At 41.5% G+C, this 25,649-nt stretch carries 19 protein-coding genes; 2 read left to right on the top strand and 17 right to left on the bottom strand.

Annotated features, from left to right (window positions below):
• Positions 1-178: 178 nt before the first annotated feature.
• From AACZ87_RS07815 to AACZ87_RS07790, 6 genes are all read right to left on the bottom strand, one after another.
• A complete protein-coding gene (locus AACZ87_RS07815; RefSeq protein ID WP_339866185.1) occupies positions 179-1,339 on the bottom strand; it encodes a cellulase family glycosylhydrolase in 1,161 nt (386 codons plus the stop codon).
• Between the two features lie 62 nt (positions 1,340-1,401).
• Entirely contained in the window at positions 1,402-2,586 is a 1,185-nt protein-coding gene (locus tag AACZ87_RS07810; RefSeq protein ID WP_339866184.1) for a hypothetical protein, read from the bottom strand.
• A gap of 241 nt (positions 2,587-2,827) precedes the next feature.
• Positions 2,828-6,025, bottom strand: coding sequence for an efflux RND transporter permease subunit (locus tag AACZ87_RS07805; RefSeq protein ID WP_339866182.1), 3,198 nt, complete (start codon positions 6,023-6,025; stop codon positions 2,828-2,830).
• Between the two features lies 1 nt (position 6,026).
• The gene (locus AACZ87_RS07800) at positions 6,027-9,071 is read right to left on the bottom strand and encodes an efflux RND transporter permease subunit (protein ID WP_339866180.1); all 3,045 of its coding nucleotides are present in this window, start codon (positions 9,069-9,071) and stop codon (positions 6,027-6,029) included.
• A 3-nt stretch (positions 9,072-9,074) separates the two neighbouring features.
• Positions 9,075-10,145 carry an efflux RND transporter periplasmic adaptor subunit gene (locus tag AACZ87_RS07795; RefSeq protein ID WP_339866178.1) on the bottom strand — a complete coding sequence of 357 codons (1,071 nt, stop codon included), beginning with the start codon at positions 10,143-10,145 and terminating at the stop codon, positions 9,075-9,077.
• Between the two features lie 81 nt (positions 10,146-10,226).
• Positions 10,227-10,835, bottom strand: coding sequence for a septal ring lytic transglycosylase RlpA family protein (locus AACZ87_RS07790; protein WP_339866176.1), 609 nt, complete (start codon positions 10,833-10,835; stop codon positions 10,227-10,229).
• 13 nt (positions 10,836-10,848) lie between these two features.
• Here AACZ87_RS07790 and AACZ87_RS07785 point away from each other — a divergent pair, with 13 nt between their 5' ends.
• Positions 10,849-12,078 carry an exonuclease SbcCD subunit D gene (locus AACZ87_RS07785; protein WP_339866174.1) on the top strand — a complete coding sequence of 410 codons (1,230 nt, stop codon included), beginning with the start codon at positions 10,849-10,851 and terminating at the stop codon, positions 12,076-12,078.
• Complete coding sequence (locus AACZ87_RS07780) at positions 12,075-15,104, top strand: SMC family ATPase (RefSeq protein WP_339866172.1); 3,030 nt, start codon at positions 12,075-12,077, stop codon at positions 15,102-15,104. Before AACZ87_RS07785 ends, AACZ87_RS07780 begins: the two co-directional genes overlap by 4 nt.
• Before the next feature lie 56 nt (positions 15,105-15,160).
• Here AACZ87_RS07780 and AACZ87_RS07775 read toward each other — a convergent pair whose 3' ends face one another.
• The 11 genes from AACZ87_RS07775 to AACZ87_RS07725 form a co-directional block, all read right to left on the bottom strand.
• A complete protein-coding gene (locus AACZ87_RS07775) occupies positions 15,161-15,769 on the bottom strand; it encodes a dienelactone hydrolase family protein (RefSeq protein ID WP_339866170.1) in 609 nt (202 codons plus the stop codon).
• Positions 15,762-16,712: a ring-cleaving dioxygenase gene (locus tag AACZ87_RS07770; RefSeq protein ID WP_339866168.1), complete on the bottom strand. Its 951-nt coding sequence runs from the start codon at positions 16,710-16,712 to the stop codon at positions 15,762-15,764. The genes AACZ87_RS07775 and AACZ87_RS07770 overlap by 8 nt, the downstream gene beginning before the upstream one ends.
• A gap of 53 nt (positions 16,713-16,765) precedes the next feature.
• Complete coding sequence (locus AACZ87_RS07765) at positions 16,766-17,317, bottom strand: YceI family protein (protein ID WP_283414003.1); 552 nt, start codon at positions 17,315-17,317, stop codon at positions 16,766-16,768.
• 72 nt (positions 17,318-17,389) lie between these two features.
• On the bottom strand, positions 17,390-17,842 hold the full coding sequence (locus tag AACZ87_RS07760) for a MarR family transcriptional regulator (protein ID WP_339866164.1): 453 nt from the start codon (positions 17,840-17,842) through the stop codon (positions 17,390-17,392).
• 158 nt (positions 17,843-18,000) lie between these two features.
• Positions 18,001-18,801 carry an alpha/beta hydrolase gene (locus tag AACZ87_RS07755; RefSeq protein ID WP_339866162.1) on the bottom strand — a complete coding sequence of 267 codons (801 nt, stop codon included), beginning with the start codon at positions 18,799-18,801 and terminating at the stop codon, positions 18,001-18,003.
• A 71-nt stretch (positions 18,802-18,872) separates the two neighbouring features.
• Complete coding sequence (locus AACZ87_RS07750; RefSeq protein ID WP_339866161.1) at positions 18,873-20,462, bottom strand: amidohydrolase family protein; 1,590 nt, start codon at positions 20,460-20,462, stop codon at positions 18,873-18,875.
• A gap of 131 nt (positions 20,463-20,593) precedes the next feature.
• Complete coding sequence (locus tag AACZ87_RS07745; protein ID WP_339866159.1) at positions 20,594-21,409, bottom strand: SDR family oxidoreductase; 816 nt, start codon at positions 21,407-21,409, stop codon at positions 20,594-20,596.
• An 86-nt stretch (positions 21,410-21,495) separates the two neighbouring features.
• Positions 21,496-23,148, bottom strand: a complete 1,653-nt coding sequence (gene recN, locus AACZ87_RS07740) for a DNA repair protein RecN (RefSeq protein WP_339866157.1) — start codon at positions 23,146-23,148, stop codon at positions 21,496-21,498.
• Positions 23,149-23,187: 39 nt separating this feature from the next.
• Positions 23,188-24,090: a DUF4835 family protein gene (locus tag AACZ87_RS07735; protein ID WP_339866156.1), complete on the bottom strand. Its 903-nt coding sequence runs from the start codon at positions 24,088-24,090 to the stop codon at positions 23,188-23,190.
• A gap of 28 nt (positions 24,091-24,118) precedes the next feature.
• Positions 24,119-25,327: a bifunctional phosphopantothenoylcysteine decarboxylase/phosphopantothenate--cysteine ligase CoaBC gene (gene coaBC, locus AACZ87_RS07730; protein ID WP_339866154.1), complete on the bottom strand. Its 1,209-nt coding sequence runs from the start codon at positions 25,325-25,327 to the stop codon at positions 24,119-24,121.
• 4 nt (positions 25,328-25,331) lie between these two features.
• Entirely contained in the window at positions 25,332-25,646 is a 315-nt protein-coding gene (locus tag AACZ87_RS07725; RefSeq protein ID WP_339866152.1) for a DNA-directed RNA polymerase subunit omega, read from the bottom strand.
• Between the last annotated feature and the right edge of the window lie 3 nt (positions 25,647-25,649).

Below are 25,649 nucleotides of genomic sequence, written 5' to 3'. Positions count from 1 at the left end.
TATGACTTTTCCGCCACTGTTTGTTTATCACTAACTGCAAAAATAGATCGTATTTTATCCATGCCATTTCGGTGCGTGGGACACGATCCGGGGCGCAAGTATTAATTCGGGGAGTGAGACACTCACCAAGGCAAAAATTTACAACTTGTTCCATAGAAAGACTTACCTTGGCTAATAATCAAATCTGAGCTCTTAGTAACTCCAAAAACTTCCGATCAAGTTTCTCACCGTACCAGTCTTCATATTCCACGTCTTTTCTACCGGAATTCATTACACCAAAGGTTCCTGAAAATTCCCAGATTCCAAACCCAATTCCATTTTCTTTCAGGACAGTTAGCACATCCCCAAACCAACTCAGAAATACCTCATGGGGAGTTTCATTATAGCAGCCGCATTCTCCGCAATGCACCCCAATTCCCTGATCAACTAAGGCTTTCCAAGGCGCATAATACCGTCTGATTTCCTCTATATCCAACATTCTTTCTCCCTGGGTCAAGGGCCAATCTACCGGAGGAACAGTTGAAGGATCTTTATACACCCAACCTGCTTTATAATGTGAAATCGGGAATGGGTGATACCCACGGCAACTTTGCGCCAGCTCCAAATCCGCAAATTCTGGCATTGCCGTACCTCCGCCACCATTTCCATCCGCTATCACTAATCGAGACTTTTTCACTGATTTGATCGTGTCTAACGCAGCTTCGGCGACCCGATGATAATCTACCACATCGACCGGACCTCCAGGGCTATGCTGATCATTGGGATCTTCACGCTGATAAGGCTCATTGACCAGATCAAAGCTTAATTTCTTTTTGGAGATTCCTTTATACCGCTTTGCCCACATCTCCCAATGTGCACAAAATGCATCTTGTGCTTCCTGATCTTTCCAGAGATTATAGGGTTCTACAAAGCCGGCATTGATGCAAAAACCAGGGGCACGGTGAAGATTTAAGCTTACATGTAAACCCTGAGAAATACATCGCTCGACTAGTTCGTCCACCTTTTCCAAGCGACTTTCGTCAAAATTCAAAACCTCGTCTGGACGAATCGGACGTGAGCGATCTATATCCAAATAGCTTGGATAAGAAATTGGAATTCGCGCAAAATCAAATCCCCAATCGGCTATCCATTTCACGTACTCCGGTTTAGTGGGTCTGCCCCGATCAGGATGATCTGAGAAAAAGTCGAGTAGATTAAAGCCTTTCCATGCTGGCAACTTGTTTTTGGACTTGGCAACTTCGGCAAAAGCCTGAAGTGAAGAACCAGCAGCCACGCTTAGTCCTGTGCCGAGTATGGCAGATTTTTTAAGAAAGTCCCTGCGGGAATCTGAGATGTTCATGGGTTTATTGAAGGTTTGAATAGCTTAAGATAAAGATTTCTTTGAAATCCAAAGTCTATGAATCAACCCTCCACCAGCCTCACCTTATAAAACAAGTTATAATCCCGCTCTACTTCTCCGTCGGCTGCTTTGATGATTAGCGTGCCATCTGGCAAACCAAGATTTACCGATCCTGCCACTGGGAACTCATTCAGGATTCCTATTTGACGATCTCCTTTCACGATTATATTTCGCAGTTTTCTATACTTGATCATTGCATCTCTATATTCAGGATCTGACTGGAAATTCTCTCCTTTGGCTCTAAAGCCATTATATATATCCTCAGGCATAGCTGTATAGAACTGCACTATTTGATAATCACCAAAAGCTTTGATATCAGCGAAACTTGGATAAATCATCGCTTCTTTTTCTGTATCTGCTACATGTCCCTCCCTATCTGGATGACTTAACTCTACTCCAGTTTCATAAATCAGTTCGTAACCATCCAACCTATACAAGCCCATTTGATTTCCTTTTACTGGCAAAGAAGCTACCTCTTTTGTTTTGGGATTGTAGCTTAAGAATGGATAACTCTCACCAACCCATTTCTGGGTATCCTTTGGCTCCCAACCCTCAGGATAGGTATTGACATAAGTTATTGAATCCTGATCTAGATCATATATAAATCCAGTGTTTGCCTGCTTATAAAAATCCGCTCCAATCTTCTCAGGATCAATAGCTGCCTTAGAATAGGAATTAGGCTCCTCACCTACTATAAATGATTTTCCCTCTTCTTCAAAAACAGAAAAAGACTGCTTATAATTATAAATGGATAGAGAATTCAATTCCACTAGGGTTCCATCAAATTTCTTGATCTTTTTGAAATCCAGATTGTACAAACTAAAATCCATGGTTCCGGAAAATTCTTTAAAGAGATACCCCTCCTCACCATAAAATCGGCCTTCAGCCACCATTTGAATCTGGTCAGGGCCTTCACCGGAAATATCACGATTGTCTATAATCTCACCTTCACCATTCACCAAGAAAATATTTCCTTTTCGAAGTTCCTTCATCAGATACAAATCCTTGGAAGGCAAATAATCCAAGACAGCTAACATTTCCAGCACATCAACCATAATGGAGTCTACTACTTCAAACTGAAGTTCTTGAGTTGGGTTAGTTGCAGTTGAAGTGGTTTCTTTTTCGGAACAGGAAAAAAGTACAGTTGCAAAAAGTGTGGTAAGGATCAAAAAAGGAGATTTAGTCATAGTAAAGAGTTTTGATTTTAAAGTTAGTCGGGAAAGGTGGCGATTATAGGACAATGACTTGCATAAAAAACAACCATCCCCGTGATATTAAAATAAATTTTTAAAATCACGGGGATGGGGTTATAGTTTTTAACCATAGAAACACTTAAAACCCAAAACCATTAACGCAGTTGATCGAGAATTAACCTTCTACACAAAACCTTCGAGGAGATTCCTCCTCCTTCGTCGTCGGAATGACACCTTAACCGTTATCTAACGCCGTGTCGCTGCGCCGCCGCGAGAAAACTCTAAAAAACCCCTTGCGCCTCCTCTGCACCTTGGCGGGAGCTATCTTTTCTATAATGGTTTTTTTCCACAACAACACCGGCAACACCCAAAACACCCCCACCATACTGAAAATCAATCCTCCGATAGTTCCTATAGCTAACGAGAACCAGAAAATCTCATTTTGCCCTTCTATAATAAATGGAATCAATCCAAAACAAGTGGACAAAATCGTGAGCAAAATTGGAATAGCTTTTCCGGCAACAGATTTCAAAACATTTCGATTGTATAATCCTTGACTTCTATTATTCAGGTCATTGACAATAAAAATCCCTGCATTCACAGCCAAGCCTCCCAACATCACAAATGCGGCATAACCTCCTTGATCAAAGTAAAAATCAAAGAGCGAGAAGATTAGAAACAGACCTATGAAACTAATCGGGATAATGGCAATGATATAAACTGGCTGCTTGAGGTTTTCAAACAATACCGAGCAAATCATAAAAATCCCAATAATAAGCAAGCCCAATAAGCCATATTGACGCTTTTGCTGATCATAATTCCAGCTATAGGAATCCTTCTTCGCTTCATACCCGATCGGCATAGTCATCTTCATTTCGTCGAGCACTTCATCCAGGTATTCATCACCAAACTTCCTCGAACCCATGTATTCAAAAGCCACAATTCGGATGTATTGCCTGTTTTCTTTATGAAGTGAATTGGTAGTCGTTTCTTTGGTCAACGTACCATAATCGGAGACTTTGTAGATTTTATTTTCACCTCCGATCAGTCCTTTCTGCTCCATGTCAAACTTACTGAAGTCGGCAGCATTACGTTCTCTAATCATCAAACCGTAATTTTTCTCCTCCAGTGTCAGAAAAGTCGACGTTCTCTCGGGCTTTGACATGTCCTGCAACGCAGTCAAAACCTCGTACTGGTTCGTCTGTCCCAGCGCCATTCGATTCTGATCCAAACGAAGTACATATTCCTCCGTTTTTTGCTCTCCGTAGCCAGCCCGCTCATTTGTTTTTACTTCTTGGATTCTCTTGTGAAGCAAAAGCTTTTCTGCCAAAACATTGGCTTGCCGCTCCAATTCATCAAAATTGTAGCCCTTCATTTTCACTCGATAGCTAGGAATCTGATCACTGGAACCTCCGGTATAGAACCCTTGCCCCACACCATAGATATTCCACTGAGCTCCAGACCAATCCGTTGACTTTACCGATAGTTTCCCCTTCAGCTGATAAGGCAAAGCACCATTTTCATAGGCTTCTTTAAACGTGATTTCTATACTCCCTTGCTGGCCATTATAAACTGAGGTAACGAATTGATCTATGCCCTGCACATCATCCAGGAAAGATTCGAACTCTCGCATAATAAAGTCCATCTGCTCGAGTGTATTACCAAAAGGAAGGCGACAGTACACGTATAGCTTCGTCTTTGCAGCCTCACGATAGCCACTTTTCTCATACACTCCCCGCACAAACATCCGCATGGATCCTCCCAGTGCTTTGTCTACATAAGGACGGATTTCCTCCTGATAGAAGGTATTACCCACGGTCTTGTTGTACCACTCGTGATCATCCCATTTGGCAGGGAGGAAAAATATTGGGGTTCCAAAAAGCAAAATAAGGAAGATGATAAATGTCTTTCTGTATTTTGCCGTCCAAGCTATACTTCTTTCGTAATTCCTCAAATACTTAACACGCTTCCGCAACTTGGGAAGCGTCAATTTGCGGCCTTGCTTCACAGACTCCTTGAACATCACCTGATAGAAGGCCGGCGTAAATACCAAGGCTATCAAAAGCGAAATACCCAACATAACCGAAACTACAATGGAAAATTCCGTAAGGTTTTTGCGGTCTTCCTCTGGCAAGAAAAAGACAATCATCAATGCAGCAATGGTGGTCATAGAAGCCGCCAAAAGCGCAAGAAACACCCTACGGTTTTTGTGCTTGTGCAAGTGATCAATCATGATGATCGCATTATCCACGATCAACCCAAAACTAATCGTCAATCCTGCCAAGGAGTACATGTGGATATCTACTTTCAGGAAATAAAGTACAATCGCACAAAGGCTCAAATTTGCCAAAATCCCTAAAAAGAGAATACTCAGGTATTTGATGTTTCTATTGATAAGAAAAATGAAAACCACCAAAATCAGGATCGAGAGTCCAGATCGCTTATAGATTTTATTCAGTTCCTTCTCTAAGTATTCCGTATCGTCGTTTTCCAATCGTACCTCAAACCCAGCTGGAAGTGATTTCCCAGCGTCCTCAATTGCCAATTTCAGCTGTTGAGCTAGTAGGACTTTATTCACTCCATCGCGGTTGTACACGGTAAGTGTCACCGAATTATTCCCATTGATCCTGTAGTACCTGGTCGCCTCAGCTTCTTCTAAGGTCATGCTTGCCACATCACGAAGTCGGACTTCTTTTCCGCCAGTTTCGCTGATGACCAAATTTTCCAGCTGATCCTTGTCCTGAAGTGAGCGGTCAACTTGTACGAAGAGCGTCTGGCCCTCATTATTCATCACTGCACCCGGAAATGTCAACCCAAAGGCACTCTGAATACTATTGGCCAACTGATTTCTGGTGACGCCAAAAGATTGCATCTTCTGGATATCGTAAGTGACAAAAAGCTGTAAGTTATTTGCACCCAGCACTTCCACTAGCTCCACCTCCTCGTAGCGCGTAAGAGCAGGCTTTAGGATATCCTCCGTTATTTTCTTGATTTCAAAAGAAGCAAATGGTCCATTCACACTATAGGTCAAAATCGGGGACTTCTCCTGCGAACTAGTCTGAGAAGATTGTGACACCGAAGGATAACCAACCCGCTGATCCATCTGTGGGTAAATCTGCCGGATCATGCTGGAGATCTCAAACTTCTTCATCTCCATATCAGCCTTCTTGTCGAAAGTCAGCGTAATGGAACCACTGTTGTAATTGGAACTTGAATTAATTTCCTTCAGCTCAGTTAATCTCGAGAAAGCACCTTCCAAGGGAGAAGTCGCCAGCTTCTCTACGATTTCAGGGGAAGCATTAGGAATGCTAAACCGCACTGATAAAATTGGTGATCGCGCTCTGGGATTGAGATCCACAGAAAGCATAGGGATCACTGCCAACCCAAGGATGGAAACGACTACAAAGACTATCAGAATTCTGAATGGAGTCATATTATGCCGTTTTCAATGATTTCTTAGAAACTGTAAACCAGTAAGCCAAAGGCACAAAATATAATGCGGTAAGTGTACCGATAGTCAGACCCCCAATCACTGCAAAGACCAAAGGCCGCTGCAAATCAGCTCCCAAGCCGCTGCTAAATACGATTGGAATCAATGCCAAAATAGTCGTAATCGAAGTCATCAAGATAGGCTTGAGACGAATCTGACCAGCTTTATGAAGTGCCATTTCAAGTGCTTGTGCGGCAGAAATATCATCCGACTCCACATAAGTTGTTCGAAGTCTATTAATGGTATCGATCTTCAAGATCGCATCATTTACCATGATTCCCAGCATCACCACCAGACCGATAGCAGACATCACATTTAGCGAAGCTCCGAAAATCCACAGTACCAAAAATGCTCCACCGATTCCCAAAGGAAGGGTAAACACCACGATCAATGGCTGGATAAAACTCTCAAACTGAGCTGCCAAAATAAAGTAAAGTAGCAACACAGATATCAACAAAATCCCTATCAACTGGCGGATATTCTCCTTGTCCTTGAAGTACTGACCGACTACAGTTACACCGAGATTTTTGTCCTGTCCCCAGCGATTGTATGCACTAGCGTTCTCATCCGGATTCTCTGCGGTCACATTCAGAGATTGATAAATACCTCCTTTATCAGCAGTCACATATTTGTAATGATCCTCGTATCCATATTCTACAAATTCGCCAAGAATATATGAAGTCGTATCCGAGGCCACCACTCTGGTAGTACGAAGGATATCTTCAAACCGTGCATTTGGCTCCTTCAATCGGATTGGAGTGATCTCTCCAAAGCGTCGAATATCGGTAATCGTATAACTTCCAAATAACCTGGAAATCAGCGTTTGAATAGCATCTACTGGAATCTGATAGGTAGCCATCTTATCTGCACGAAGCGTAAAGACCACTGAAGCTTCTTTCATCAACCCAGGTCCCCGCTCCCACTCTTGAGTTGGGAATTGACTGAGCCAAGGATCCATTTTATCCTCGGGAACTGGTTCCTTGGATGCCAGATCTTTCCATCTCACTTCGTAGAAAGGCATGTCAGAACTGAACAACTGATCAAAGGCATTTGGCGCATCACCCAGCGTAAAGGATGCTTCTGGATAATTTTTTTTCAATGTAGCTTCGAGATCTTTGATGGCCACTTCCTTTTCTTCTACAGATGGGAAAAGGAAATAGAGTAAGGATTGCTGAATGGAGTTTTCCCCATCGAAAAGTAAAAATTGCTTTACTCCCACATCTGCCTCGGCCTGAGAATAGGTTCCTTCCAGGCTTTTGAGGAGTGTCAAAACACGGTCTCTATTTTCTGAAGCTGAAATTGGCTCAGACCAATCCACATCGAGTGTCGCATCCAGCTTTTCTATCTCTGGGAGCCCGGTCGTTTTTAGCATCAAACTAACTCCCAACCCAAGTGGAATTAGTAATAAAAACACCAACATTGCAGTTTTTCTACTTCCACTTATTTTGCGGTAGCCAAATTCATACAATCCTAAAACCTTACTAAAAAACACGCCTTCTCCGTCATCATAAGCTTTCTTGCTCCGCGAAAACATCAGAAAATACAGCATGGGTAGCAGGATAAAAGCCACTGCTAGGGAAACTGAGAGAATTGCAGTCACCGCAACTGCCTGATCAAAAAACAAAGCACCAGAGATTCCACTCAAAAACACCAACGGCACAAACACTGCCAGCGTGGTCAATACAGAACTTATAAGCGCTCCCATCACCTCATCCACCCCTTCTACACAAGCTTCGAACAACGGTAAACCACTTTCCCTCTTCCTGGTAATATTATCCAAAACGATGATTGCGTTATCAATCAGCATCCCGATCCCAAGTGCCAAACCTGAGAGGGAAATGATATTGATCGAAAGATCAAAAAAGTAGAAAATCAGAAAGGAAATAAGCAAGGAAGACGGCAAACTCACCCCAATTATCAGCGGAAGTCGATAATCCTTCATAAAGAGGAAAAGCACAGCGAAAGCGAAAACACCTCCAAAAAGTAAGGAAGTTTCCAAGTTGGAAATGGCAGCATTCAGGAGATTTGACTGATCCTGAGTGATCTCAAAATCCACTTGGGGATAATCCTCTTTGAATAACTCGATCGCCTCTTTGAGTGCAGGAATCAACTCGTTCATTTTGGCAGAAGCCTGCTTGTGAACGGTAATCACCAGACTTTCCTGAGTACCAAAAAGGTGATACCCCAGCGTTTCTTGCGTCTCATAATTTACCTCGGCAAGTTTACCCAATGGAATAATCACACCTGAAGATGCCGCTACCGGCAAGCTCTCAATGTCTTTTGGTGTATCAACTCTCGTCGCCAAACGAAGGTAATAACGAAACTGCCCATCTTTTACTGAAATCCCCGGAAGCTCTGAATTACCGGATTGGATCGCCGAAATCACATTTTGCTGGGTCATACCTAAAGCGGACAATGCCTCCTCATTTGGCTTTACGGTGATAATCCTGTCCTTTTTTCCATTGATATCCACCAGAGAAACTCCGGGAAGCTGCTCTATTCTTTTCTTAAGGACATTTTCAGCCAATAAACTTACTTCTACTTCATCCGCTCCTTCTTTTGGCACCACCTGCACACGAGCGACAGGAATATCTGAAGTATTGATTCGGATGACCTCAGGACGTCCCAGATCTTGGGGAAGCCCATTGGTCAATCGGTCTATTTTTTCATTGACGTCGATGTAAGCTAACTCCATCTGCGTACTATAGTCAAAAGTCAAGCGGATCGTTCCCACTTCTGACCCTGCTTTAGAGTCCATTTCCTCCAGGCCGTTCAGCGTGATCAATCCTTCTCGGATGGGATTCAGGACATTTTGCTCTATAGCTTCGGGAGAAGCATTGGGATAACTGACCTTCACCACGATTTGCGGTACGTCGATCGGTGGCAAAAGCGAAATTGGCAGTGTGCGTAGGACGATGAAGGCAAATACCATCAAAGCCATAAAAGTCATAAAAACTGCAATCGGCCGGGCCAGTAAAAATCTAACCATGGCTTATTCTTTTACGATTTGAACCGGAGCTTGATGCGCAAGTTGAAGGTTGTTGGAAGTGATTACGGTGCTGTTTTCTTCAAGTCCTTCAAGAATCTCCACTTCCTCTCCATTGTCTTTGCCCACTTCTACATAATTCCATTTTGACTCTTTATTCTCTATAGAGAACACTACCGCTCTTCCTGATCTGTAGACTAGCGCATCTTTCGGAACTACTAAAGAATTACTTTGCGGAGCACGGATAATTGCCCGGGCATTCATTCCCGGCAGAAGATTTTTATTTGCTGCCAAAGTAATGGATACCTGCACTAATCCACTTTCATCTACTTTAGGATTAATTCCTGTCACGCGGCCACTGAGGGCAGTTTGGGTATTGGAAATTGGATAAACCTCAGCATTTTGGTTGATGGATATCAAGCTAATCTCAGATTCCAGCACTTTTACTTTCAAAATGAATTCATTGGTTCCTAAAATCTGGCAAAGCTCAGTACTTGCACCGACCAAACTTCCTGCTTTGTACTTGAGATCCGCCACCTGCCCTGAAATCGGAGCTTTTACGACGCTTCTATCAAATGCCATTTGGGCTTCTTTGAGCTCTACTTCACTAAGAAAAAGACCTGACTTGGCTCGAAGTTGTTCATCTACCACCTCTTTTTGGGCTTCATTATCTGAACTGAAAAGTGTTTCAAAACCCATCTTCTGGGATTCGTACTCAGCATTAGCATTGCGCAGAGAAATCTTTGCCTTCTCCAATCTGAATTCTGCTTCTGTAGCATCCAGCGTAGCTATAACATCTCCTTTCTTGACAAACTGCCCTTCCCGGACATTCACTTCAAGTAGGTAGCCCGCTTGTTCTATCACTGCTAGAACTTCGGCGCCCGCCTCAAGTTTCCCAGTAGCATTGATTAGGTAATCGAAGCTTTTGCGCTCAGCCGTGGCGACATTTACCTCAGTGGCAGCAACTTCGTTTCGAAAGGATTCTGTGGGAGCTTCTTCGACCTTTTCCTTATCTTCCTTACAGGCAGAAAATAGGACTATTAAAAAACCGAAAAGTAGTAGAGTAGAGTTTTTCATTGAAATAGTAGTTTCAGCTATTAAGAAACTAACTTATTCTTCAATGTCAAAATCTTTATTGTTGAAAGGATGTTAATGATTCTAAAATTCGGGTAAAGAAGTATCAAGTTCCTTGGATGGCGCGCCAATTGCAAGATCTACAGGCCTTAACCTCATGGTAGCAGGAGGATCGTCTCCAAAGTATTCGATGAGTCTATCGATCTCTTCAATGTTCTCCACCTCAATCCGCACTTTAGTAATTCCATCATCAAGCAAACCTAGTTGGGTACCCGCGGCTCTTGACAAATCAATAATACGTCTGGAAGTTCTGGGAAGTCTATCGTTGATCCTGACCCAGACAAATTCGCCATTATCTTCCCGGGTCACTTTGACTAGCGTATTGAAAGGCAAAGTCTTATGTGCAGCCGTTAAGCTATCCATATGAAAAATCTCCCCATTGGATGTTTTTTTCAAATGAAATCTGCGACCATAGAAACTGGCTGTCCCCTCTTGTATCAGCAAGGCATCCGGTGCCAAATCAGGCTGAGCATTTTCTGCTGGCATGAGTGACGCAACTAAAATAAGAAGCCAATTCCACATAGAATATCCTGAATTATCGCCTGCCATTCCAATAAAGATGCCAATTAATGTCAATTGTATCAAATGACTTGCAGCAAGTCCGCCACTGAAGTAACTTAGTTTTTCATTCATTTTTAGACTAAGCATGATCAAAATCCTCCACACAGCAGATTGGCATTTGGGAAAAAGGCTACAGGAATTCTCCCGACTGGAAGAGCAAAAACTGGTTCTGGAAGAAATCCAGCAGATCGCAGATCGTGAGAATGTAGATTTGATACTGCTAGCTGGCGATATTTTTGACACATTCAATCCAAGTCATGAAGCTGTAGAGTTGCTTTACAAATCACTTCGAAGACTCTCAAAAGGAGGAAAAAGGCCCATTATAGCCATCTCAGGAAATCATGATAGCACGCAATTCGTAGAAGCTCCGGATCCACTGGCCCGTGATATGGGGATCTTTTTCTATGGAAAATACGACACGATCATCCCAATCGGGAAACTGGACAATGGCATAGAAATCACACAATCTGATGAAGGTTTTGTAGAAATGAAATTGCCTGAAAATGACTTTCCTATTCGGGTGATTTTGGCGCCTTATGCAAATGAAGTTTCCATGAAGACTTATCTGGGTGAAGGAGATCGTGAGGAGGAATTCCGCAATGTGATGGGAGCTAATTGGAAGAAAATTGCTGATCAATATTGTAATGAGCAAGGAGTAAATCTCTTTGCAGGGCACTTTTTCTTTATGAAGGAAGGTGAGAAGCCTGAGCCTGAACCGGAATCCGAAAGACCAATTCTCCACGTGGGAGGAACGCAGGCTCTTTTCACCAGAAATATCCCGTCACAAATTCAATACGCGGCCTTGGGGCATTTGCATCGCTACCATGCAGTCGGACATGAGCACTGTCCAGTTGTTTATTCCAGTTCGCCTCTCGCCTATTCTTTTAGCGAAGCGGATCAGGAAAAGCAAGTGGTTATCATCGAAGGGGAGCCGGGAAAACCAGTGAATTACCGTCCAATAGGATTGAAGCAAGGAAGGCCTCTATTCCGCAGAACCTTCGATAACCTTCCCGATACCTTAGCTTGGCTGGAAGAAAACCCCTATTGTTTTGTGGAACTGACTTACATCACCGAAAACTCTATAGAAGCCGCAACCCGGAAAGCGATAATGAAAGCCCACGATGGTATTGTGAATTTGATTCCGCAGATCAAAAACCCTTTGGGTCGGGAAAACTCCAGTCTTCAGGTCGAAGACCTAGGAAAAGATATGGAAAGCCTTTTCAAACTTTTCTACCAAAGTGATAAGGGCCAGGAGCCAAATGTAGAGTTGCTCTCCATTTTCAAAGAAGTTATCAGCCAAAACGACGAAGTATGATCCCTATTAAACTTGAAATTCAGGGATTGTATTCCTACAAAGAAAAGCAGATTATAGAATTTGATAAGCTGACTGCGGCAGGATTATTTGGAATTTTCGGCGCGGTGGGAAGTGGGAAATCATCCATCCTGGAAGCTGTACTTTTAGCCCTTTACGGAAGTACAGAACGCCTTTCAGATCGTGGAGAAAAGAATAGCATGGTCAATCTCCAGAGTGATCTACTTCTTTTGAATTTTGAATTCAGCTCAGGGAAAAACAATGCAAAAACTTATTTGGCGCGCTATTCAGCAAAGAGAAATCCAAAGAATTTTGACGACATCAAGCCAGCTGAGCATACTTTCTATGAAAAAGTGGATGGCAATTGGGAACCAGTAACTGCCAGAGCGGAAGAAATTGTCGGCATGAAAAAGGAGCATTTCAAACAGACAGTCATTATCCCTCAAGGTAAATTCAGAGAGTTCATAGACCAAAAACCTTTGGATCAGGCAAAGATGATGAAGGAGCTTTTTGGTTTGGAGCGATTTGACTTATCCTTTAAGACCGGCTTAATTCTAAAGGCTGTGAAAGAGCAGAAAATCCGTTTGGAAACTCAATTGCAGGGCTTGGAAGAATATTCAGAAGAAGTACTGATAGAAAAGCAAGGTCATTTTTCTGAGCTAAAAACCCATGCAACTGACGCTTCGCAAAAGCTAAAAATTGCTGAAACTGAAATTCGGCTTCAAGAAAACCTGCGAGCTAAAAACCAGCAATTGCTGAAGTTCAGAACTGAGAGAGAAAGTTTGAATTTTCAACGTCCCGAAATTGAAAAACAGCGTCAGCTTCATTCTGAATTCATCAAAGCTAAGACACATCTTCGTCCTGTTTGGGATCTAATTCGTGACACCAACGCTGACTTGGAAAAGTATAAAGTAAGCGTAATTGACTGTGAGCGCTTTAAAATAGAGTTTGCAAAAGAAGTTGCTGATCTGGAAAAAGAAGAGGAAGAGCTCAAAAAAAAGAATCAGGAACGACCGCAAAGAGAAGCAAAAATCCGTGATTTGAAAAAAGTCATAGAAATCCAATTGCTAGAAACTCAGCGAGAAGTTGCGAATTCCACGCTGCTCAATTTGCACCCTTCAATCAAGACTAAAAAAGAGGCTCAAAAAACATTAGAATCAAAAATTGCTGAGCTAGAAACTGAGGCGGAAAAGATAAGCTCTACTGACAGCTCACAATTGGCAAACCTTATTAGCTCAGCTAAAGACTGGAAAACCCTCGAAGTTCAATTGAGCAGACTTCAATCCGAGGAGAATGAATTAGCAAAAGAAGTAAGGCGAATCGAAGAAAAATTGGAATCTCTGAAAAGCACTTTTCCTGCTAATGAAGACTCTTTCGAAAATTGGTTAACAACCCAGAAAGCAACTATTCAAAAACTGGAGAAAGAGCGCGATATCCTGATGCAAAAGCAAGGACTTGCTGCGCATGTTCACTTGCTTCATAACGGAGAGGCTTGTCCACTTTGCGGTGCAATAGATCACCCGAATCCATTGGAAGGCAATGATGAAAATAACTTAGGCCAAAAAGATCTTGAAATTCAGGAAGCAAAGGTACTTTTAGATCAGATTCAAACTTCTAAATCCAGTTTCGGAGAGTTGACATTTCAGTTAGAAAACAATCAAAAAAATACTGCCTCAAAAAGCTCTGAATTACAAGAAACGAAGCAAATCCTCAGCACTTTAAAAGCTACTTTAGCTAAAGAGGGAATAGAATCTCACGAAGCACTACTTTCGAAAATTCAGGCAATAGAAAGAAACTCTCAAAGTCGGGAAAAGCTGATCCAAGAAGTAAAATCCCTTCGCAAAAACTGGGATGCAGAGCGAATTTCGATTGATCAATCTGAAAAGGATTTGCAACAAGCACAGTTGAAACTGCAATCTGTACTATCCAATATTTCCTCGAAGAAAGAAGAAATTCGAGATATGGTTTTCTGTAAACAGTTTTTCACCAAAGAATCTGAGCAAATCCGATTTGCGATAGATAAAGTGGAAAAAGACATAGAAGACGCATTGAAATCACTGGAAGGAAAGCAAAAGCACTTGCGCGAAAAACGTAGTGTAGCGGATAAAAACTTAGCCGACTTATCAAATTTCATTCAGCTGCGTGATGAGAGTTCGACAAAGCTCGAAAAGCTAACCGCAGATTTTGAAGCTTTGAAAATCAAGCATGGATTCCAAGATGAGGAGCGATTGATTAGCTTATTCCAGCATTCACTAGATGCGGAGAAGGTAGCTCGGGAAGTTGCGGACTTTGACAGGAAGCATGATATCGCCGAAAATAGAATTCAAGAATTAGAAGCCGAGAAAGGTGTAGACGATTTTCAGGAACAAGCCTTTCAGGAGCTAGCTACCTCTTTCGAAAACTTAAAAACCAACGCTGAATCTTTCCAAAATCAAGTCTTATTGCTTGACAAGGAAATACAGGAAGCAATCTCAAAACTAGCCGAAAAGAAAAGTTTGCAGGCTGACTTCGCCAAACTTGAGATCAGAGAAAGCTATCTCAAAGAATTGGACAATCTATTTCGCGGCAGTGGTTTCGTGAAATTCGTCAGTTCGATTTACCTGAAGGAGCTTTGCAACACGGCGAATGTGCGCTTTATGAAGCTTTGCAAAAATCGACTTAGCCTGGAAATTGACGATAACAATACTTTCTGGGTAATTGACTATTTGAATGGAGGCAAGAAACGCCTACTCAAAACGCTCTCTGGAGGCCAGACTTTCCAAGCTTCGCTCTGTCTAGCATTGGCTTTGGCAGAAAAAGTAAAAGCCCTGAACCAAGCTGATCAAAGTTTCTTCTTTATGGATGAGGGTTTTGGTGCCTTGGATAAAAATGCCCTTCGGGTGGTCTTTGAAACCCTTAAATCACTTCGCCACGAAAACCGGATCGTAGGAATCATCAGTCACGTGGAAGATCTACAGCAGGAAATTGGCGTCTTTGCTAATGTGGAATTGGATCCTGAGCTTGGCTCCCAAGTGAGTTATTCTTTTTGACACAAAAAAAACCTCTGACAAAGTGCCAGAGGTTTTTTTGAATTAAGAAAACCTATTTACAATATATTCTCGTTGACCCAATCAATTTCTTCCTGACGGATAGTATGATTGGAATCCTTGAAAATCGACAATTTCACTTTTGCCCCCATCCTGCTCAGTAGGGTTTCTGATTCTTTTATTCTAGAAAGTGGTACATGAAAATCTTGCTCGCTACTTCCAATAAAGATTTGGGTGCCTTCAAAATCACCAGAATATTTCTGCTCCTGAATAGTCTCACCAATCAACCCACCCGTGAAAGCAATTACTCCACCTAGTTTTTGAGCATTTTGCGTAGCAAACTCAAGGCTAAGACAAGCCCCCTGGGAAAAGCCAATAAATACGACGTTTTCCGAAGAAATACCAACAGCAGCAATTATATCCCACGCTTCTTTAATAGTAGCTAATGACTCTTTTAAAGCTTTCTCATTTGCCTCATCCGGAGCTATGAAACTGTAAGGATACCATGAACCTCCTTCAGCTTCTGGAGCCAAAAGCGCATAATCATCTAGCTTAAGGTACTTCGACAGACTCAAAATACTCTCTGCATTTGCTCCTCTACCATGAATTAGAATGGCAGCTTTTTTTGCTTGATCCAAGGGAATACCGGCTGTTTTTATCTCAGGCATAAGACTCAACATTTAATTTTACTGGAATCAAACTCTCCTCTAGTTTTTTGCGATTTGGCTCAGCCCATTCAGGCAGTTTGATCAACTCGCCCAAGTGCGCTTCATCCTCATCAATTGCAAATCCTGGTTCGTCTGTAGCCACTTCGAAAAGAATTCCACCTGGTTCACGGAAATAGATTGAAGTAAAGTAATTTCTATCTTTCACCTCCGTCACCTGATAGCCATTTCTCATCAGCTTATCCTGAACTTGAAGTTGCGAAGCTGCATTTTCTGTGCGGAAAGCAATGTGATGAATTGTGCCTGCACTTTGCATTCCACGGCTCCCAGATTTATCAATCACTATGTCCACAATATCTCCTGGTTTGCCAGCTGTACCATATCGAAATCTGCCATTTTCCTCTCCTATAAAGCGGTAATCCATGTGCTCAGTCAGCAACTTTTCAGTCAACTCCTTAGCTCTTAGATTTAAAGTAGCTCCATAGAAACCTTTAATCGAATGCTCAATTGGCACCTGTCCATAAGACCAGCCCGTTCTATCATCCTGATCATTTGCGATCAACTCAATTCCCATGCTGTCATGATCTTCAAAACGGATCAATTGATCACCAAATCTGGTCAGTTTATTTGAAACAGCAACTCCGAACTTTTTCAATCGCTCAATCCAATAATCCAAAGAACCAGCAGCTACTGAAAATGCAGTGTAAGTAACCTCCCCCGCTCCTTTGGAACCTTTGCGAGCGCCAGTAAAAGGGAAAGTGGTAAATACAGTACCAGGTCTTCCCAATTCATCTCCGAAATAGAAATGGTAGACTCCGGGCGCATCAAAATTGATTGTCTTTTTCACTAATCTCAATCCGAGAATTCCGGTATAGAAATCAATATTTGCTTGTGGGTTTCCAGCAATCGCAGTGATGTGATGGATACCTGTGATTAATGATTGCATAGATTTTCCTTTCTTTTTATTATAAAAAAAGCTGCCATTTGGCAGCTTTTAGATTATCCGTTTGCTTCGACAGATTCTTCAACTTGCTGCACTAATTGAACATTGAGGAGTAGACGAACTTGATCGCTCACGACTACACTTCCCGCCTCAGTCACTGCTGACCAAGTAAGACCGAATTCTTTTCTGTTGATTTTTCCTTCAATTTCAAAGCCAGCTTTAGTTTGTCCGTAAGGATCACCAGCTACTCCTCCGAAATCAACATCAAATTCTACGTTTTTAGTAGTTTCTCTCAAAGTCAAATCTCCTACTAACTTATATTCACCTCCGTTATTCTTGATTTTTCCTGAGAAAGTCAATTTAGGATGATTTTCGGCATCAAAGAAATCTGCTGATTTCAAGTGATTATCTCTGTCTTTTTGATTGGTATCAATGCTATTGATCTCTGCAGAGAATGAAACTGCTGCTCCATCGAAATCCTCAGACGAACTTTCTGCTGAACCTTCGAATGATCTGAAATAACCTGTTACTGTAGAGATAACCAGGTGTTTTACTTTGAAAGATACTTCAGAGTGTGTTGGGTCGATAATCCATTTTGTAGTGCTCATAATGTTTGTGTTTTAGTTAAATTTTTATTTGTATTGATATTAAATGTATAGACACGTATTAGGGTAAATTTTTTAGCCTCGTAATTTATCGAGTAGTGTATTCATCATAACTACTTCTTCCTCATTAAGATTGATCACCTCATTATTAAAACCTTCCATGTAAGCTTGTAATTCATTTAAAACCTGTAGCCCTTTATCAGTAATTACAATATCAACCTGTCGCCTATCAGAAGGACATTCCCTTCTTTCTATCAAGAGCTTAGCTTTTAATTTATCTACCAAACGACTTGCATTTGACATTTTGTTAAGCATTCTATCCTGTATAGAAGACACGGTAGTCGGAACTCCATTTTGCCCCCTCAATATTCTTAACACATTATATTGCTCTGGAGAAAGATCAAAAGGCTTTAAAACACCATTTTGAGCTGAAACCAAATAACTATGCGTATAAAGTAAATTGACCACTAATTTATTATACGGATCCTTGAACTCCTTCTGTTTGATTGCTTCTTCTAGGCTCCCCATATCTTTTGTTATTGTATTTAATGTATATACATGTAAATATAAGAAAAGGTTTCAAAAAGCAAGAAAATTTTTCACATAAACAAAAAAAAGCCTCGATTGAGGCCTTAGATGCATTAAAAACTATTTTTCTGAAAGTGATAATCTACTCAGCCGTAAAATCAACTTCTCTCAATCAGCCAGTCTCCTATTAATCGATTAACTTCCTTTGGTTTTTCTATAGAGCTACTGTGCCCAGCACCTATGATTCTATGCAACTTAGACTTAGGAATACTCATTTGGATAAACTTTGATTTTATTGGTTTGGTTGCTACATCTTCATCGCCGACAATCACCATAGTGGGACAAGTAACGCTTCCTAATTCGTGTTCTATTCCCTTTCTATAAATCACTCCTTCCACAGCTCCAGTGACATTTCTCTTATTTGCTTTCAACTCTGATTTCCAAAAATCAATTTTCTGGGCGTTAAGTGGGTTGTTAAGCCAGCTATCTGCAAACATGATCTTCATTACTTTGCTCGCTACCGGTGGCACGACACCAAGCCATTTCACGATTCCATTGAGTGTTTTGTATTTAGGTAAGTTTTCTACAGGTTCTGAATTAGCAGAAGTCCCTAGAAGAATAAGACTTTTGATCAATTCAGGAAACCTAGCAGCCAATCTCATACCGACAAATCCCCCCATCGATAGTCCTACAAAATGTACTGGACCATCGCATAATTTTCCGATCAACTCTGCTGCATCTGCAGCAACGGTATCCATATCAAATGGACCCGCAACTTGGCTCTGACCTTGACCTCGGTGATCGTATGCAATCACTCTAAACCGTGCCTGCAGAAACTCGATTTGATCGGCAAACATTTTATGACTCCATAGTAAGCCGTGCGAAAAGACGATTGTTTCATCTCCAAATCCTTGATCCGTGTAGAAAATATCAACTCCGTTTACAGTGATTTGGGGCATTTCTTGTTTTCGTTTTTAATTGGCCTGACGAAAATAGTCTACATCAGGACTAACTTGATTCAATGGTGTGGCTACCAGTCTAAGCCTGGCTGAGTGATAGTAAATCCTTCCTTCTCTTTTTGCTCATCGACTATAGCTCTCACATCTTCCAAGAGCTTTTTAGCGTCATATACTATCCCGTCCTTTACGGTGTACTTTACGCCTCCCACTCGGATTGGTTCATTATTTTCGCCAATTCTAATTGCTCCAGTTCCATAGAGCACTTTTAAATTCTGCAAAGGATTTTCTTCCAAAATGACAAAATCAGCCAATTTCCCAACTTCCACTGAGCCTATTTGTTTATCCATTCCAAGTAATTCAGCGCCATGAAGAGTCGCAGATCTCAGTACTTCCAACGGATGAAAACCAGCTTCTCGCAGTAATTCCAATTCGCGGATGTATGCAAAACCATAAAGTTGATAGATAAAACCAGAATCTGAACCTGCTGTAACCCTCCCCCCTTTATTCTTATATTCATTTACAAAAGTCATCCAAAGCTTATAATTTTCCTTCCATTGAATCTCTTCCTCGGTACTCCAATCAAACCAATAAGATCCGTGCGACTGTCGACTAGGAGCATAGAATCTCCAAAGCGAAGGAAGTGTATATACGTCATGCCATTCCGCAGTACGGGCACGCATCAAATCACGATTGGCTTCATAAATATTAAATGTAGGATCTAGTGTAAAATCCAATTCAAGCAATTCATTCATCACCTTATTCCAATGCTCAGATCCAGGTTGAGCGGCTTGCTTCCAAAGTTTTCCTGCCTCAGCAAACCTATGCTGCTCATTTTGGTAATTATAGTCTAATCTAAAGTCTTGAATCGTTCGATTTTCAAATAAGGCCTCTGGCAAACCATACCAATGCTCCATTGATGTCAAACCAGCTCTTGCAGAATTCAACACATTCCATCGAGCTACATCCAATTGTTGATGATGCATAGCAGAGCGAAGTCCAATTCTCTTGTTTTCAGAAATTGCAGCTTCCATCACCTCAGGATTTGCTCCAAAAAATTTAATCCCATCTGCCCCTTTTTTCGCATTCTCATTTACCCAAGCTTTGGCTTGTTCGGCTGTTGTGATTGGAGCTTTTGCTCCTTGACCGAAACTGGTATAGGCTAGGATTCGCGGAGCTGTAATTTCATTGGCAGCTGATCTTTTCTTTTGATCAAGCACCCAATCCAAGCCATTTCCTGCCGATGGATCCCGAATGGTAGTCACTCCATGTGCTAGCCACAATTTGAATACATATTCTGCAGGTGTTCCTTGCCCTCTTCCGCCTATATGAGCATGAGAATCTATAAAACCAGGAAGTAAATAATTCCCTTCCAACTCATACACTTTGTCTTCCGGTGCAGCTTTTGGTCTTCGGTTTTCATTAATCGGTAATCCAGGATAGCCTACAACTTGGATCTGAGCTATCCTATTTTTCTCAACAACGATATCTACAGGACCTACTGGCGGTGCACCTGTACCATCTATCAGGACCACTCCTCTTAATATCAACCGTCCATATTGTCCATCGCCCTCGGTTCTGTCTGGAGCGGCTTTTATTTGGGAAAAGGCTGGAAAGGAAAGATAAAAGCCAAAAATGGCCAGGAGTAAAAGTCTTTTTTTCATAGGTGATGGTCTTATTCAGCAAATAAGTTAAGTCAAAAAGTCACAACAAAAAACTGAAAAATGATGAAGTGAGAACACAAAAAAGCCCTAAGGAGAATTCCAAAGGGCCTTTTGAGAATTGTTGGTGAAATTTACAAATCCTTGAATTTCTCCATGATGTCTTCAGAGATTCCTGTGAAGGAATATCCACCGTCGTGGAAGAGATTTTGCATCGTAATCATTCGGGTATAATCCGAGAACATCGTCACAATGTATTCTGCACAGGCTTCTGCTGATGCATTGCCAAGTGGAGAAAGTGCCTCAGCAAAATTGTAGAAGGAATCGAATCCACCGATTCCAGAACCTGCAGTTGTTTTTGTAGGTGATTGTGATATAGTATTTACTCTAACTTTTTTCAATTTTCCAAATCTATAGCCATATCCGCGCGCAATGCTTTCAAGTAATGCTTTGGCGTCAGCCATATCCGTATAAAAAGGAAATACTCTCTGAGCTGCGATATAAGATAGACCTACAATCGATCCCCACTCATTCATCACATCTTGTTTCTCAGCTACCTGCATCATCTTATGGAAAGAGATAGCAGATACATCATAAGACTTCATAGCCCACTCGTAGTTCAGATCACCATAAGATCTCCCTTTTCTGATATTTGGTGACATGCCGATGGAATGTAGAAGAAAATCAAAGTTTCCTCCAAGATACTCTTTGGCCTCTGTGTAGAGTTTCTCAATATCTTCTGTGCTGGTAGCATCTGCAGGAATAACGATGGTATCACATTCCTTTGCAAGTTCATTGATCGCACCCATACGCATCGCAATCGGCGCATTAGTCAGTACAAATCGTGCACCTTGCTCTTTCGCTTTAAGTGCTGTTTTCCACGCAATTGAGTTTTCATCAAGAGCACCGGTGATGATTCCAAGTTTTCCTTTTAGCAAATTATCTGGCATATAGCTAGGGGGTTATTTTCAAAAATTAATGCCCAAAAATAGGAAAAAATAATCATTCAAGCCCCGAAATTGATGCAATGAGCCAATTAGCGTTTTAGTAATTCTTTTGCACTTTCTATAGCCGAGGCAGATGGCGTGGCTCCAGCAATCATTTTGGCAAGCTCCAATACGCGATCTTCCTGATCAAGCAACTTAATCTTACTGACGGTTTTCTCAGATGAATTATCCTTATACACAAAGTAATGTAGATCACCTTGCCCTGCTACCTGAGGCAAATGTGTGATGCAAATCACTTGATGTCTTTTGGAAATATCCTGCATCATACCCACCATTTTCAGAGCTACTTCACCAGAAATCCCGGTATCTATCTCATCAAAAATCAAGGTAGGTAAAGCCATTTTATCTGCCATCAAGTATTTAATCGCAAAAAGTAATCGGGAAAATTCACCTCCAGAGGCAACCCTTTTCAATGGCTGAGGTGATGACCCCTTGTTTGCTGAAAAGAGCAATTCAATCTCATCCATTCCATTTACGGACGGATCTATTGATTTATGCTCCATCACAATTTTGGCGTTTTCCATCCCAAGCCCAGCAAGTAAATTTTCTAAAGCAGCTTGAAAATCACCGAAACAACCTTGCCTTTTCTTCCTGAGAGATTTGCCAGAATCTTCCAGTTGCTCCTTAGTTTTCTCAAGTTCCAGCTTAGCTGTGGATAGGGTCTCATCCAAATTCTGAACTTGAAAAACCTTATCAGCGAGTTCACTTTCGAGCTTCATCAGTTCTTCCACAGAGCCAACTCCGTGTTTTTTCTGAAGTTGGTAAATCTTACTAAGTCTATCTCGAATCTCATCCAGTCGTTCAAAATCAATTTCGATCTTGCTTTCTTCGTCCCCTAAGGTCTGCTCGATATCCTTCAGCTCAAGGTTTACAGTTTGAAACCGCTCCTTCAATGTAGCAAATACATGAGCAAGCCTTTCTAGAGATTGCATCCCATGTTGGATTTGAGACATTCCTTGGCTAATCCCAAATTGCTCATCCTGAAATAAATTGAGCATCTCATTAATCTTCAACTTGATCTCTTCAGCATTCTCAAGAACTTCCTGAGTTGATTCCAATTCAGCTTGTTCACCCTCTTTTAACCCTAAAACACTCAATTCTTCCAGTTGAAATTGATTGAAATCAGCTTCCTTTTGCAATTCAATGGCTCTTCTACTAAGCTCATTGAAATTCTTCTGCGATTTTTGAAATGCCTTAAATTCGATTTTGTATTTTTTCAGTTCTTCATGTGTCTGGGCAAAAGCATCCACCAAACCCAGCTGATAGCTTCCCTCACCAAGCTGTAAGGTATCGTGCTGAGAATGTACATCCATCAGGAATCCTCCCAGAGTTTTCAAAACATCCAAAAGCACCGGCGTGTCATTTACGAAAGAACGGGATTTGCCTGCAGGACTGATTTCTCTTCGAATGATACAGGTAGGCTCGTAATCCAACTCAGCTAGATCAAAAAATTCTTTCAAGCCATAATTCTCAATAGTAAACACACCTTCTATCACGCACTTTTTATCGTCATGAAGTAATGCCTTGGTATCAGACCTATTTCCCAAGAGTAATCCCATAGCCCCCAGCATAATGGATTTCCCAGCACCTGTTTCGCCGGTAATCATACTAAGTCCTTGACTTGGCTGCATGTGCAGCTGATCAATCAGAGCATAATTGGAAATGCTGAGAGATTTGAGCATGGGTTAGTCGTTCGTTTGGGCAAAACTAAAAAATCGAGCTTAGCTTTTCAGCAGCTCATTGTACTTTCTCGCATTATTTGGATCTACTTCCAGTAATAATTCGACAAGTTCTGTCCGAATCTCTAAAGAAGCATTTTTCATCACAGCTGTAATCTCATCACTTTTGGCATCCATAAAGATAATAGTGAATATCCCATTTGGCTGAGTTTCATTAGCCTTAGCCAAAATTCGGATTGCCTCAAGAATATTAGTATGTGCCTCCTCAGGACGGATTAGCAAGATATCTAGCCCCTGTCGATGGTATAAATAATAGGCATCCCGAATTACCGAAAAAACCGAAGAGATGTAAATATCATTGTTCAGCGAATACCGGTTTCTTCGATCCGAGGTACTTTGAACCCAGCCTGGTCTCCCGGATTGCTGCGCATTATTGACTATATCATTTGCTGCCGCGAAAAACTCATCTCCTCCACGACTTTCGTAAGAATCATAATCCAACCCCAAGGCGATCTGGGCATAGAAGGCCAGCAAGGAGCTAATATTATTCAGGTAGGTAAAGCGGTTAAATTCGAGAGGTTGGGACTCTATGTAGTCAAAATTCCAGTTCCTGTCAGCAAAATTAAAAACCAGGCTTTCGTAATTAGTCCCGTAAACCGGCCGAACGGTCTGGATCTGAACCGTTGCATTGTAAGTCCCCACTTGTGGTACGTCGTTGATCGTAATGAGGAGATTTCCCTTGATACGTTCTTCTGGTCGAAACTCATCCGTGGTCCAAGATCTACCATTTAGGAATTGCTCAAAACTGGTCTTCATCTGAGCAAATACATTGGTGTTTTGTATCCTAGCACGATCGCTATTAATGATCACCGTAAAATTCAGCTCCTGAGAAAAGCCAATGAATGAGTAACAAAAGAGGAGTACTAGAAAAATTCCTTTCTTCATAGACTTAAAAATAAGGAAATATCTACGCTCAAACCCAAACTGGAATATTTTTGATTTGATCGATTATTAGAGATGCAATTTGATTTTTGGGAGCAACCTCTGATTCAATAGACAATCCGGATGCGTGAAAAACATGAACTTTATTGGTATCCAACTGAAATCCAGCCCCATATTCCTTTGTTGAATTCAGCACAATCATATCAAAATTCTTCTTTGAAAGTTTACTCTGTGCATTTTTGGCTTCATTTTCTGTTTCCAAAGCAAAACCAATATGAACTTGATTAGGCCTTTTCTTTTCTCCTAAACTTGCTGCTATATCAATATTCTTGGCTAAGCTGATAGAAAGAGTTGCATCACTTTTTTTGATTTTCTCAGGAGCGATTTCTGCCGGAGCATAATCTGCAACAGCTGCGGCAAATACACATATATCCATTTCAGCGTGAATCTTTGATGCAGCTTCAAACATTTCCTGAGCTGACTTTACATCCTGCCAATGAAACGCTTGCTTAGATACTTTCAAGGCAATCGGTCCTGAAACAACAAATACTTCTGCTCCTCTGGCGAGAAAGGCATTGGCCAGCGCAAGGCCCATTTTACCACTGGAATGATTGCTGATATATCTTACCGGGTCTAGCGCTTCCTGAGTTGGCCCCATAGTAATCAGCACTTTCTTTCCCTCGAAATCAGAGGTAGTTGAAAAAAACTGCTCAACTTTTGCAACAATATGCTCAGGCTCCATCATTCTACCTTGACCGGAAAGCCCGCTTGCTAATTCCCCTGATTCTGCATCAAGAATGCTATTACCAAAAGCTTCCAATTTCTGAATATTTGCTTGGACAGATGGATGCTGGTACATATCCAGATCCATCGCCGGTGCTACCATTACTGGGCATCTTGCCGACAGATACACTGCCGAAAGCAGGTTGTCGCAAATCCCATTGGCAAATTTTGCCAGGGTGTTAGCACTGATAGGTGCCACTAAAAATAAATCCGCCCAGAGCCCCAATTCCACGTGATTGTTCCAAACACCAGTTTCGTCCTTCTGAAATTGGCTGAGAACAGGTCTTTTGGAAAGGGTCGCTAACGTGAGCGGTGTGATAAAATCAAAAGCAGAAGTGCTCATAATGATTTGCACTTCTGCTCCTGCTTTAATTAATAAACGAGTAAGAACCGCGGACTTGTAAGCAGCAATGCTTCCTGTCACGCCTAAAATTATTTTCTTACCCTTTAGGCTCATAGAATTATTCTGCCGTTGGTTCTTCCGGGAATCTACTGTACACTTTACCTTCCATGAATTCTTCCATAGCTAGTGTGCTTGGCTTTGGCATTCTTTCGTAGAACTTGGAGATTTCGATTTGCTCCTTGTTTTCAAATACTTCTTCCAAATTATCAACCGTAGAAGCAAACTCAGAAAGTTTAATGTTCAACTCCTCTTTCAAGGTGTTGGAGATTTGCTTTGCTCTTTGCCCTACTACATGAAGAGATTCGTAGATATTGCCTGTTTTATCAGCGATTTTATCAAGATCTCTTGTAATGATGGATGGATTAATTGCCATATT

The organism is uncultured Algoriphagus sp. (assembly GCF_963974365.1).
Lineage (GTDB): Bacteria > Bacteroidota > Bacteroidia > Cytophagales > Cyclobacteriaceae > Algoriphagus.
The sequence above is the reverse complement of the archived record's forward strand: the minus strand, read 5'-3'. Positions and strand labels throughout refer to the sequence as shown.

Coding starts and splice junctions, on each gene's coding strand:
- AACZ87_RS07815 (WP_339866185.1), bottom strand. CDS start 1,339: ATGAACATCTCAGATTCCCGCAGGGACTTTCTTAAAAAATCTGCCATA.
- AACZ87_RS07810 (WP_339866184.1), bottom strand. CDS start 2,586: ATGACTAAATCTCCTTTTTTGATCCTTACCACACTTTTTGCAACTGTA.
- AACZ87_RS07805 (WP_339866182.1), bottom strand. CDS start 6,025: ATGACTCCATTCAGAATTCTGATAGTCTTTGTAGTCGTTTCCATCCTT.
- AACZ87_RS07800 (WP_339866180.1), bottom strand. CDS start 9,071: ATGGTTAGATTTTTACTGGCCCGGCCGATTGCAGTTTTTATGACTTTT.
- AACZ87_RS07795 (WP_339866178.1), bottom strand. CDS start 10,145: ATGAAAAACTCTACTCTACTACTTTTCGGTTTTTTAATAGTCCTATTT.
- AACZ87_RS07790 (WP_339866176.1), bottom strand. CDS start 10,835: ATGAATGAAAAACTAAGTTACTTCAGTGGCGGACTTGCTGCAAGTCAT.
- AACZ87_RS07785 (WP_339866174.1), top strand. CDS start 10,849: ATGATCAAAATCCTCCACACAGCAGATTGGCATTTGGGAAAAAGGCTA.
- AACZ87_RS07780 (WP_339866172.1), top strand. CDS start 12,075: ATGATCCCTATTAAACTTGAAATTCAGGGATTGTATTCCTACAAAGAA.
- AACZ87_RS07775 (WP_339866170.1), bottom strand. CDS start 15,769: ATGCCTGAGATAAAAACAGCCGGTATTCCCTTGGATCAAGCAAAAAAA.
- AACZ87_RS07770 (WP_339866168.1), bottom strand. CDS start 16,712: ATGCAATCATTAATCACAGGTATCCATCACATCACTGCGATTGCTGGA.
- AACZ87_RS07765 (WP_283414003.1), bottom strand. CDS start 17,317: ATGAGCACTACAAAATGGATTATCGACCCAACACACTCTGAAGTATCT.
- AACZ87_RS07760 (WP_339866164.1), bottom strand. CDS start 17,842: ATGGGGAGCCTAGAAGAAGCAATCAAACAGAAGGAGTTCAAGGATCCG.
- AACZ87_RS07755 (WP_339866162.1), bottom strand. CDS start 18,801: ATGCCCCAAATCACTGTAAACGGAGTTGATATTTTCTACACGGATCAA.
- AACZ87_RS07750 (WP_339866161.1), bottom strand. CDS start 20,462: ATGAAAAAAAGACTTTTACTCCTGGCCATTTTTGGCTTTTATCTTTCC.
- AACZ87_RS07745 (WP_339866159.1), bottom strand. CDS start 21,409: ATGCCAGATAATTTGCTAAAAGGAAAACTTGGAATCATCACCGGTGCT.
- recN (WP_339866157.1), bottom strand. CDS start 23,148: ATGCTCAAATCTCTCAGCATTTCCAATTATGCTCTGATTGATCAGCTG.
- AACZ87_RS07735 (WP_339866156.1), bottom strand. CDS start 24,090: ATGAAGAAAGGAATTTTTCTAGTACTCCTCTTTTGTTACTCATTCATT.
- coaBC (WP_339866154.1), bottom strand. CDS start 25,327: ATGAGCCTAAAGGGTAAGAAAATAATTTTAGGCGTGACAGGAAGCATT.
- AACZ87_RS07725 (WP_339866152.1), bottom strand. CDS start 25,646: ATGGCAATTAATCCATCCATCATTACAAGAGATCTTGATAAAATCGCT.